Annotated in this window: 10 protein-coding genes and 1 pseudogene; 6 read left to right on the top strand and 5 right to left on the bottom strand. The window is 70.0% G+C overall.

What is annotated here, in order from left to right; genetic code table 11:
- Positions 1–283: 283 nt before the first annotated feature.
- The 3 genes and pseudogenes from AOK23_RS03405 to AOK23_RS03395 all read right to left on the bottom strand — a co-directional run.
- Positions 284–1,003, bottom strand: a pseudogene (locus AOK23_RS03405) (ABC transporter ATP-binding protein); the annotation flags it as partial.
- A 191-nt stretch (positions 1,004–1,194) separates the two neighbouring features.
- Complete coding sequence (locus tag AOK23_RS03400; RefSeq protein WP_055711256.1) at positions 1,195–2,559, bottom strand: aspartate aminotransferase family protein; 1,365 nt, start codon at positions 2,557–2,559, stop codon at positions 1,195–1,197.
- A gap of 19 nt (positions 2,560–2,578) precedes the next feature.
- The gene (locus AOK23_RS03395) at positions 2,579–3,115 is read right to left on the bottom strand and encodes an Lrp/AsnC family transcriptional regulator (protein WP_079049258.1); all 537 of its coding nucleotides are present in this window, start codon (positions 3,113–3,115) and stop codon (positions 2,579–2,581) included.
- A 178-nt stretch (positions 3,116–3,293) separates the two neighbouring features.
- On the opposite strand from AOK23_RS03395, the gene AOK23_RS03390 reads away from it, so the two are divergent.
- From AOK23_RS03390 to AOK23_RS03380, 3 genes are all read left to right on the top strand, one after another.
- Positions 3,294–4,730 carry a gamma-aminobutyraldehyde dehydrogenase gene (locus AOK23_RS03390; RefSeq protein WP_055711257.1) on the top strand — a complete coding sequence of 479 codons (1,437 nt, stop codon included), beginning with the start codon at positions 3,294–3,296 and terminating at the stop codon, positions 4,728–4,730.
- 104 nt (positions 4,731–4,834) lie between these two features.
- A complete protein-coding gene (locus tag AOK23_RS03385) occupies positions 4,835–6,028 on the top strand; it encodes an ABC transporter substrate-binding protein (RefSeq protein WP_055711255.1) in 1,194 nt (397 codons plus the stop codon).
- A gap of 113 nt (positions 6,029–6,141) precedes the next feature.
- Positions 6,142–6,930, top strand: a complete 789-nt coding sequence (locus tag AOK23_RS03380) for an SGNH/GDSL hydrolase family protein (protein WP_055711254.1) — start codon at positions 6,142–6,144, stop codon at positions 6,928–6,930.
- Positions 6,931–6,986: 56 nt separating this feature from the next.
- Here AOK23_RS03380 and AOK23_RS03375 read toward each other — a convergent pair whose 3' ends face one another.
- Positions 6,987–7,562 (bottom strand): PadR family transcriptional regulator, encoded by a 576-nt coding sequence (locus AOK23_RS03375; RefSeq protein WP_055711253.1) that lies wholly within the window; start codon positions 7,560–7,562, stop codon positions 6,987–6,989.
- Positions 7,563–7,703: 141 nt separating this feature from the next.
- On the opposite strand from AOK23_RS03375, the gene AOK23_RS03370 reads away from it, so the two are divergent.
- Positions 7,704–8,096: a nuclear transport factor 2 family protein gene (locus tag AOK23_RS03370; protein WP_055711252.1), complete on the top strand. Its 393-nt coding sequence runs from the start codon at positions 7,704–7,706 to the stop codon at positions 8,094–8,096.
- 81 nt (positions 8,097–8,177) lie between these two features.
- Here the strand turns inward: AOK23_RS03370 and AOK23_RS03365 are convergent, their stop codons facing one another.
- The gene (locus AOK23_RS03365; protein WP_055519336.1) at positions 8,178–8,837 is read right to left on the bottom strand and encodes a YceI family protein; all 660 of its coding nucleotides are present in this window, start codon (positions 8,835–8,837) and stop codon (positions 8,178–8,180) included.
- Between the two features lie 294 nt (positions 8,838–9,131).
- Here AOK23_RS03365 and AOK23_RS03360 point away from each other — a divergent pair, with 294 nt between their 5' ends.
- Together AOK23_RS03360 and AOK23_RS49325 are read left to right on the top strand one after the other, a co-directional pair.
- Positions 9,132–9,656: a hypothetical protein gene (locus AOK23_RS03360; RefSeq protein WP_055711251.1), complete on the top strand. Its 525-nt coding sequence runs from the start codon at positions 9,132–9,134 to the stop codon at positions 9,654–9,656.
- A gap of 212 nt (positions 9,657–9,868) precedes the next feature.
- Positions 9,869–10,096 (top strand): RNA polymerase sigma factor (locus AOK23_RS49325; protein ID WP_240496233.1); only part of this gene is annotated, 228 nt, incomplete at its 3' end.

Raw genomic sequence — 10,096 nt, 5'->3', positions numbered from 1 at the left:
ACCGGGCCTCACCGCGCGCGGCGGACCGCGCCTGACCGCGCGCGGCGGCGCGGCCGTCCTCCCGTGCGGGGGTGCGGCCGCCCTCGCGCGCTGCCGGCCTCGCTTCGCCGTCGGCGGCGGACCGGGCCTCACCGCGCGCTGCGGACCGCGCCTGACCGCGCGCGGCGGCGCGGCCGTCCTCCCGTGCGGGCGTGCGGCCGTCCCCGCGCGCGCGGGTGCCGCCCTCCTCCCGTGCGGCGGTGCGGCCGCCCTCGCGCGTGGTGGTCCGGCCGTCCCCGCGCGCTGCCGGCCTCGCTTCGCCGTCGGTGGCGGACGGGAGCTGGACGGTCTTCACGCATCGGCCGTCCAGCAGGGTCACCGTGCGGTCGGCGAGGGCGGCGGTCTCCGCGTCGTGGGTGGCGAGCACGACCGTGATCGCGTGGGAGCGGGCGGCCGCGGTGAGCGTGCGCAGGACGTGGGAGCGCTCGGCGCGGTGCAGCGGGGCGGTCGGCTCGTCGGCGAAGAGCACGGTGGGCGCGGCGACCAGGGCGCGGGCGACGACCACCCGCTGGCGCTCGGACTGCAGCAGGGCGTGCGGCCGCTTGCGGGCCGTGTCGCGGATGTCGAGGCGCTCCAGCCACTCCAGGGCGGCGGCCTTGGCGGCCCGGCGGCCCGTGCCGCGCAGCATCAGCGGCAGGGCGGTGTTCTCCCAGACGTTCAGCTCGGGGACGAGCGCGGGCTCGGGGTCGATCCAGCCGAAGCGGTCACGGCGCAGCCGCTCCCGCGAGACCGTCCCCATGGTGTGCACCGGGATGCTGTTGAACCACACCTCGCCCTGCTGGGGCCGCAGCTGGCCGGACAGACAGCGCAGGAGGGTGGTCTTGCCGCTGCCGCGCGGACCGGTCACGGCGAGGATCTCGCCCTCCTGTACGCCCATCGACACGTTCTGCAGCGCGGGCGAGCCGTCGTGCGCGTAGGTCAGACCACGTGCCCAGAGCACGTCGTTGTCCGGCGGGGCCACCATGGGCGTACACCTCGGTTCGGATCAGGGATTGCCGTGGGGAGTCCCCGTCCGGGGGAACGAAAGCAGGGCTGATCGGTTACCAGGCACGCTAGGCACGAGGGGTGGCGGGGCCGGACGTCACGCGGCCCGGGACGCCCCCATCTCACTCGTACGGGGGCATCCCGGGCCGTTCGCGGCGCCGGAGGGCGGGTTTACAGCAGGGTCCACGCCTCCGTCAGCGTGGCGCGCAGGATCTGCTCGATCTCGTCGAAGGTCGACTGGTCGGAGATCAGCGGCGGGGCGAGCTGGACGACCGGGTCGCCCCTGTCGTCGGCGCGGCAGTACAGACCGTTCTCGAACAGCTTCTTCGACAGGAAGCCGTAGAGGATCCGCTCGGTCTCGTCCTCGTCGAAGCTCTCCTTCGTCGTCTTGTCCTTGACCAGCTCGATTCCGTAGAAGTAGCCGTTGCCGCGGACGTCGCCGACGATCGGCAGGTCGTGGAGCTTCTCCAGCGTCGAGCGGAACGCCCCCTCGTTGTCGAGGACGTGCTGGTTGAGGCCTTCGCGCTCGAACAGGTCGAGGTTGGCGAGGCCGACGGCCGCGGAGACCGGGTGGCCGCCGAAGGTGTAGCCGTGCAGGAAGGTGTTGTCGCCCTTGTAGAAGGGCTCGGCTATGCGGTCGGAGATCACACAGGCGCCGATCGGGGAGTATCCCGAGGTCATGCCCTTGGCGCAGGTGATCATGTCCGGGACGTAGCCGAACTTGTCGCAGGCGAACGTCGTGCCGAGGCGGCCGAAGGCGCAGATGACCTCGTCGGAGACGAGCAGCACGTCGTACTGGTCGCAGATCTCGCGGACCCGCTGGAAGTAGCCGGGCGGCGGCGGGAAGCAGCCACCGGCGTTCTGCACCGGCTCCAGGAAGACGGCCGCGACGGTCTCCGGGCCCTCGAACAGGATCTGCTGCTCGATCTGGTCGGCGGCCCAGCGGCCGAAGGCCTCGGGGTCGTCGCCGAAGAGCGGGGCGCGGTAGATGTTGGTGTTCGGGACCTTGTGCGCGCCGGGGACCAGCGGCTCGAAGGGGGCCTTGAGGCTGGGCAGGCCGGTGATCGACAGGGCGCCCTGCGGGGTGCCGTGGTAGGCGACCGCGCGGGAGATGACCTTGTACTTGGTCGGCTTGCCGACGAGCTTGAAGTACTGCTTGGCGAGCTTCCAGGCGGTCTCGACCGCCTCGCCGCCGCCGGTGGTGAAGAAGACCTTGTTCAGGTCGCCGGGCGCGTGGTGGGCGAGGCGTTCGGCCAGCTCGACGGCCTTCGGGTGGGCGTAGGACCACACCGGGAAGAAGGCCAGCTCCTGCGCCTGCTTGAGCGCGGTCTCCGCGAGTTCGGTGCGGCCGTGGCCCGCCTGGACCACGAAGAGACCGGCGAGACCGTCGAGGTACCGCTTGCCCTTGTCGTCGTAGATGTACGTGCCCTCGCCCCGGACGATGGTGGGGACCGGGGAGTTCTCGTACGACGACATGCGGGTGAAGTGCATCCACAGGTGGTCGTACGCGGTCTTGCTGAGGTCCTTGGGGCTCACGGTTATCGCGTCCTCACGGTTATCGGGTTCCCCACATATAGGTCTGCTTCTTGAGCTTGAGGTAGACGAAGCTCTCGGTGGAGCGCACGCCGGGCAGGGTCCGGATGCGTTTGTTGATCACCTCGAGGAGGTGGTCGTCGTCCTCGCAGACGATCTCCACCATCAGGTCGAACGAGCCCGCGGTGATCACGATGTACTCGACCTCCGACATGGCCGTCAGCGCGTCCGCGACCGGGTCGAGATCGCCGTCGACGTTGATGCCGAGCATGGCCTGGCGCCGGAAACCCACGGTGAGCGGGTCGGTGACGGCGACGATCTGCATCACGCCCTGGTCCAGCAGCTTCTGCACGCGCTGCCGCACGGCCGCCTCGGAGAGGCCGACGGCCTTGCCGATCGCGGCGTACGGCCGGCGGCCGTCCTCCTGCAGCTGCTGGACGATGGCGAGGGAGACGGCGTCCAACTGGGGAGTGCCGTTCCTGGGCTCCTTGGAGTCCCTCCGGGGCTCGCGGGAGTCCCTCTGCTCTGCGCTTCGACTGGCCACGAGCACACTGTGCACGAGACATCGACAGTTCCGCAAGGCCGGATCGATGAAATTCGTTGTTTACGGCGCCGTAGCTTGCGGATTTCGCAGCGAGTCTGGTGTCAGGGGTGTTGAAAACGTCGGTCGGCGGATTAGGGTGGTGTCTCAAAGGATGGACACCCCCATCTGGAACCCACATCTGGAGGGCACGGCAGTGAGCACCGAGCTGCGTCGTCTGCGTAACTACATCGACGGGGAGTTCCGCGACGCGGTCGACGGACGGACCACCGAGGTGGTCAACCCCGCGACCGGCGAGGCCTACGCGACCGCGCCCCTGTCCGGCGAGGCCGACGTCGACGCGGCCATGGCGGCCGCCGCGGCCGCGTTCCCCGGCTGGCGGGACACCACCCCCGCCGAGCGCCAGAAGGCCCTGCTGAAGATCGCGGACGCGTTCGAGGAGCGGGCCGAGGAGCTCATCGCGGCGGAGGTGGAGAACACCGGCAAGCCGATCGGACTGACCCGGTCCGAGGAGATCCCGCCGATGGTCGACCAGATCCGCTTCTTCGCGGGTGCGGCCCGGATGCTGGAGGGCCGCTCGGCCGGCGAGTACATGGAGGGCATGACCTCGATCGTCCGCCGTGAGCCGGTCGGCGTCTGCGCCCAGGTCGCGCCCTGGAACTACCCGATGATGATGGCCGTGTGGAAGTTCGCCCCGGCGATCGCCGCGGGCAACACGGTCGTCCTGAAGCCGTCCGACACCACGCCGGCGTCGACGGTCCTGATGGCCGAGATCATCGGGGCGATCCTCCCGAAGGGCGTCTTCAACGTCATCACCGGTGACCGTGACACGGGCCGCCTGATGGTCGAGCACTCGGTGCCCGCGATGGCGTCCATCACCGGTTCGGTACGGGCGGGCATGCAGGTCGCCGAGTCCGCGTCCAAGGACCTCAAGCGGGTCCACCTGGAGCTGGGCGGCAAGGCGCCGGTCGTCGTCTTCGAGGACACCGACATCGCCAAGGCCGTCGAGGACATCTCCGTGGCGGGCTTCTTCAACGCCGGGCAGGACTGTACGGCGGCCACCCGGGTGCTGGTGCAGGAGTCGATCCACGACGAGTTCGTGACGGCGCTGGCCAAGGCCGCCGCCGACACGAAGACCGGGCAGCCGGACGACGAGGACGTGCTGTTCGGTCCGCTGAACAACCCCAACCAGCTCAAGCAGGTCTCCGGGTTCATCGAGCGGCTGCCGGCGCACGCGCGCGTGGAGGCCGGCGGCAAGCAGGTCGGCGACAAGGGCTACTTCTTCGCGCCGACCGTCGTCTCCGGGCTGAAGCAGGACGACGAGATCATCCAGAAGGAGGTCTTCGGGCCGGTCATCACCGTGCAGTCGTTCAGCGACGAGGCCCAGGCCGTCGAGTGGGCGAACGGCGTGGAGTACGCCCTCGCCTCGTCGGTGTGGACCAAGGACCACGGCCGGGCGATGCGGATGTCGAAGGCGCTGGACTTCGGATGCGTGTGGATCAACACGCACATCCCGCTGGTCGCGGAGATGCCCCACGGCGGGTTCAAGAAGTCCGGGTACGGCAAGGACCTCTCGGGCTACGGGTTCGACGACTACACGCGGATCAAGCACGTGATGACGTCCCTGGGCTGACGAGCGGGTGATGACGCCCCCGCGTCTCTGATGGGTCTGTGGCCCGTCAGGGCGCGGGGGCGGTGTCGTTGCCCGGCGTGGAGGTGGCGCGGCATGCTGCGGTGATGTTCGTGCCGCGGGTCAACGGCCGCCCTCCCTCCCGTCGTTCTGTGTTGCGCGCCCTCGGTTCCGGGGCGCTGGCGGGCGCTCTCGCCGGATGTGGCGTGCCCGCCGCGTATGTCGCGCCCGGGGAGCGGGCCGCGGTGGATCGGTCCGGGCGGGAGAAGCGGGTCAGCTGGGCCAACTGGCCGTTGTACATCGACACCGATGACGCGGACGAGTCGCGCAGGCCGACCCTGGAGGCGTTCGAACGGCGGACCGGGATCCGGGTCGACTACGTCGAGGAGATCAATGACAACGACGAGTTCTTCGGCAAGGTCGGCCCGGCGCTCATGAACCACCAGGACACCGGCCGCGATCTGATCGTGCTCAGCGACTGGATGTGCGCCCGGTTCGTACGGCTGGGCTGGGTGCAGGAGATGGACCGGGCGGCGCAGCCGAACGTCACCGCGCACCTCGATCCGCAACTGCGGTCGCCCGCCTTCGATCCGGGACGCGCGTTCACCGTGCCCTGGCAGTCCGGGATCACCGGGATCGCCTACAACCGGCGGAAGGTGGGCCGCGAGCTGCGCCGCCTGTCCGACCTCTGGGCGGACGACCTCAAGGGGCGCGTCACCCTGCTCTCCGGGCTGGACGAGGCGTTCGCGCTGCTGATGCAGGGCAACGGCGTCGATGTCACGCGCTGGACCGCCGACGACTTCCATCGGATCTGCGACCAGGTGGAGTCCCGCGTCCGCGCGGGCCACATCCGCCGGTTCACCGGCAACGACTACATCAAGGACCTGGCGTCCGGGGACGTCCTCGCCTGCCAGGCCTACTCCGGCGATGTGATCCAGCTCCAGGCCGACGACCCGGACATCGCGTTCGTCGTCCCCGAGGAGGGCGCCGAGCTGTGGTCCGAGTCCCTGATGATCCCCGACCTGGCCCGGCACAAGACCAACGCGGAACGCCTCGTCGACCACTACTACGACCCCGAGGTCGCCGCCGAACTTGCCGCCTGGGTCAACTACGTCTGCCCCGTCCCCGCCGCCCGCGACGTCCTCGCCTCCGCCTCGGACAAGGAGACCGCCGCGCTCGCCGAGGACCCCCTGATCTTCCCCGACGACACCATGCGGTCCCGCCTCGCGATCGCCCGCGACATCACCCCGAAGGAGCGGCCCGGGTTCGCCAGGCGGTGGAACGGGATCGTGGGGTTGTGAGGGCTTCGGGCGCGACGCTATCTTCATAGTCAACAATGCACCTAGGTACGTAGTTGCCTAGGCGTGGTCGGTTCGCCCTTCGCGGGCGGTGTTGGCGAGGAGGCGGTCGGCCCGTGTCGAGCGGTGCGTATCTGCGGTACGTCGCCCTGGGTGACAGTCAGACCGAGGGGCTCGGGGACGGCGACGACGTGCACGGGTTCCGGGGGTGGGCGGACCGGCTGGCCGAGCGGGTCGCCCGGCACAGTCCCGGCCTGCTGTACGCGAACCTCGCCGTGCGCGGCCGCAAGGCGGGCGAGGTGCGCGCCGAGCAGCTCGCCCCGGCGCTCGCGATGCGGCCCGACCTCGCCACCGTGGTGGCCGGTGTCAACGACGTGCTCCGCCCGAGCTGCGACCTGGACGAGGTGGCCGGTCATCTGGAGGCGATGTTCGCCGCGCTCACCGCGCAGGGCGCCACGGTCGCGACGCTCATGTTCCCCGACGTCGGCCGGATCTCGCCGATGGCCCGCCCGCTCGCCCCTCGGGTCCTCGCACTCAACGAGCGCATCCGCGAGGCCGCCGCACGGCACGGCGTGGTGGTGGCGGAGACGGCCGCGTACCCGGTGTCGACCGACCCGAGGCTGTGGAGCGCCGACCGGCTGCACGCGGGGCCCCTCGGCCACGACCGCATCGCGGACGCCGCCGCGTACGCGCTCGGCCTGCCCGGCAGCGACGACCGCTGGACGCTGCCGCTGCCGGCCGAGGGGGCGGGGGCCGCGGGGCTGCGGGCCGTGGGCGCCGAGCTGCGCTGGGCCGGTGCCTTCCTCGGTCCGTGGCTGCTCCGCCGGCTGCGCGGACAGTCCTCCGGCGACGGCCGCCGACCCAAGCGCCCAGAACTGCTCCCGGTGCTCACGGTCACGCCCTGACCATGCACTTGGTTGAGTAGCGGGGTCGGCCTTCGGCGCGGACCGGGGCTGCGGGGTCAGCCCTCGGTGTGGAGTGCGACCGCGCGCTGGTCGAGGCGGCGGAGCGCCATGTCGCCCCACTGGAGGTTCTCCCGCTCGAAGGACATGCCGCGCAGCAGGGTGAGGTAGGGGCCGACGCGCTCGGCCTCGGCGAAGTACGCCTCCTCCGAGCGCCCGTCGAGCAGACGCCGGCGGAGTCGCTCGTAGCGGGCCAGCTTGGCCGTGGCCCATTCCATGCGCTCGGCGACGGCCTTGCGTACGGCGTCGATGTCGCCGGCGTCCACGCACTGCACCTTGACCATCAACTCGTCCCGGATCGCGGACGGTTTGCCGAGGGGCTCGACGGTGTAGGCGTGCACGGCAGCGCGCCCGGCCTCCGTCAGCGAGAACAGCCTCTTGTTGGGGCGGCGCTGCTGCTCGATGACGCGGGCCGCGACCAGCCCTTCGGCCTCCATGCGCTCCAGCTCCCGGTAGAGCTGCTGGGGGGTCGACATCCAGAAGTTGGCCACGGACGCGTCGAACGCCTTCGCGAGGTCGTACCCGGACGCCTCGCCCTCCAACAGCGCGGCCATCACCGCGTTCCGCAACGCCATGGGGCCCACGCTAGCACCGCGTGTGACTAATCAAGGAGGTGACAGAGAGCCTCCTCCCCGCCCGTGGACAAGGGAGGCGTCGCCCTCTAGCCTGCCTGTGTCATAGTCAATTTGTTTAGTATCAGCTTGTGAGGTGGGCTCGTGCATCCCTTCCGCAAGGCCGTCGAGAGCGGCGACATGGACGCCGTCGCCGCCCTGCTGGCCGACGACGTCGTCTTCACCAGCCCCGTCGCCTTCAAGCCGTACCCGGGCAAGGCCATCACCGCCGCGATCCTGCGGGCCGTCTCGCGTGTCTTCGAGGACTTCACCTACGTCCGTGAGATCGCCAACCCGGACGGCCGCGACCACGCCCTGGTGTTCACCGCCACCGTCGCGGGCAAGCAGTTGCAGGGCTGCGACTTCCTGCACTTCGACGAGCACGGCAGGATCGACGAGTTCACGGTGATGGTGCGGCCGCTCTCGGCCGCCCAGGCACTCTCCGAGGCCATGGGTGCCCAGTTCGAGCGGATCGCGCAAGAGGCCGCCGAGGGATGACGTGTCATCGCCGCCGAGCCGCCCGGGGTACATGACCCCGGGCGGTCCCGTCGTGTTTGTCAGGTGCTCCTCGTGGGCTCGTCAGGCTCCGGGGAACTGGCGGATCGCGGCGAGGTCGAACTGCAGCCGGACCTTCTCGCTGACCATGGCGCCGCCCTCGGCGAGCCGCTGGTTGTAGGTCAGGCCCCACTCGGAACGGTTGATCGTGGTCGTGCCGTCGAAGCCGACCCGCTCGTATCCGAACGGGTCCACGACATGGCCGATATAGGTGAGTTCGAGGTCGACGGGACGGGTGACGTTCTTGATCGTGAGGTCGCCGGTCATGCGGTAGACATCGTTGCCGACGAGGTGCACCGCCGTACTGGCGAAGCGCATCCGGGGATAGGTCGCGGCATCCAGGAAGTCCCGGCCGACCAGATGGGCGTCACGTTGTTCCACGCCCGTGTCGACGGACGCGGTGGACAGAAGGATCTCGGCCTGCGAGCGGGACGGGTCACGGCCGTCGAAATAGAGCCGGCTCTCGTACTGCGTGAAAGCTCCGCGCACGGTCGTCACCAGGGCATGGCGGACGGAGAAACCGATACGGCTGTGCGCCCGGTCGATGATCCATTCTCCGGTCAGCCCCGCCAGGGCGGGATCCAGCGTGCCGGTGGCGGCGAACGCCGGGGATTCGTGGGGGAGTTGTCGGTCAGTGGGGGGAGCCGGGCGGCGCAGGGACGCAGCACGGTTGAACAGGTTCATGATTCACGTAACTACGGCAGTTGGGAAAGGGCCGCAAGCCTTCTTCAAGAGCCGCGCACACGGTCACCACGAATTGCCCGTCGCATTCTCCTGCCATTCGCCGTAATTCGTCGAACGGCGGGCGGGTCGCGAAAAGCGGGAAGAATCGCCTTATTGCGTCCGGAAGTATTCGGTGCGCCGCGCGGGGTGTCGGCGTCGGCGTCGAGGACCCGTCGAGTGGGCGGCGACAGGTTGGTGAGCGGCGGGTGAGGGGGTGCTTTTGAACGTGTTCAAGTCCGGGCGTACGCTCCTGCCATGAGCGACAGAGCCGCCCTGGTGAAGGGCATCCGTGCGTGGCTGGTCTTCTTCGTCGTCTGCCTGGTGCTGAGCGGCGCCACGGCCTTCCCGCTCGTCCACGAGCTGCGCTGGACCGAGGAGTTGATGCGGTCGCTGTCCGTCGGGGACCATCTGCCGGGGCTCATGGAGTGGATCGAGCGGGTGCGCGCCGGGCTGGACCAGGCCGACGCCGAGTACCCGTTCCTGCTGTACGGCACCGACTGGCTGGCCTTCGCGCACCTCGTGATCGCGGTCGCCTTCTACGGGCCGTACCGCGACCCGGTGCGCAACATCTGGGTCGTCGAGGTCGGGATGATCGCCTGCGCGGGGATCATCCCGCTGGCCCTGATCTGCGGGCCCCTCCGGGGCATCCCCTTCTGGTGGTCGCTGATCGACATGTCGTTCGGGGTGTTCGGTGTGATCCCGCTGTACGTCGTGTGGAAGCGGATCAAGCGGCTGGAGGCGCTGCCGACGACCGCGCCGCCGGTGGCGGCCACGGCCTGAGGGGCCCGGTCGCGTCACGGGGCGAAAAACTGTTATCGGCGGCGCCTCCGTCCCGTCTCCACACCGACGCCTGTTTCCCCACGTACAGGAGTGCGCCGCATGGGACGTGTGATCTCCGCCTCGCGGGTCCTCCCTGCCACGGGAACGGCTGAGAAGGTACGGAAAACAGCCGATTGAGCAGGGTGCACCCCCCGGGGCCGGAAGGAACGTACGTGGACGGGCGGCAGTGGCGCTCCACCATCGCGGCCGCACAGGCAGGCGACCGGCGGGCCCTCGACGAACTGGTCGAGGGCTGGCTGCCCCTCGTCTACAACATCGTCGGCCGCGCCCTCAACGGTCACGCCGACGTCGACGACGTCGTGCAGGAGACCATGCTGCGCGCCGTCGACAACCTCGGGACCCTGCGCGACCCGGACAGTTTCCGGTCCTGGCTCGTCGCC

It is taken from the genome of Streptomyces torulosus (genome assembly GCF_001419765.1).
In the GTDB taxonomy this organism is placed as follows: Bacteria; Actinomycetota; Actinomycetes; order Streptomycetales; family Streptomycetaceae; genus Streptomyces; species Streptomyces torulosus.
The sequence above is the reverse complement of the archived record's forward strand: the minus strand, read 5'-3'. Positions and strand labels throughout refer to the sequence as shown.

What these genes read in the sequence shown, in the direction of transcription:
- AOK23_RS03385 (WP_055711255.1), top strand. Translation starts at nt 4,835, where the DNA reads ATGTTCGTGCCGCGGGTCAACGGCCGCCCTCCCTCCCGTCGTTCTGTG.
- AOK23_RS03375 (WP_055711253.1), bottom strand. Translation starts at nt 7,562, where the DNA reads ATGGCGTTGCGGAACGCGGTGATGGCCGCGCTGTTGGAGGGCGAGGCG.
- AOK23_RS03365 (WP_055519336.1), bottom strand. Translation starts at nt 8,837, where the DNA reads ATGAACCTGTTCAACCGTGCTGCGTCCCTGCGCCGCCCGGCTCCCCCC.
- AOK23_RS03360 (WP_055711251.1), top strand. Translation starts at nt 9,132, where the DNA reads ATGAGCGACAGAGCCGCCCTGGTGAAGGGCATCCGTGCGTGGCTGGTC.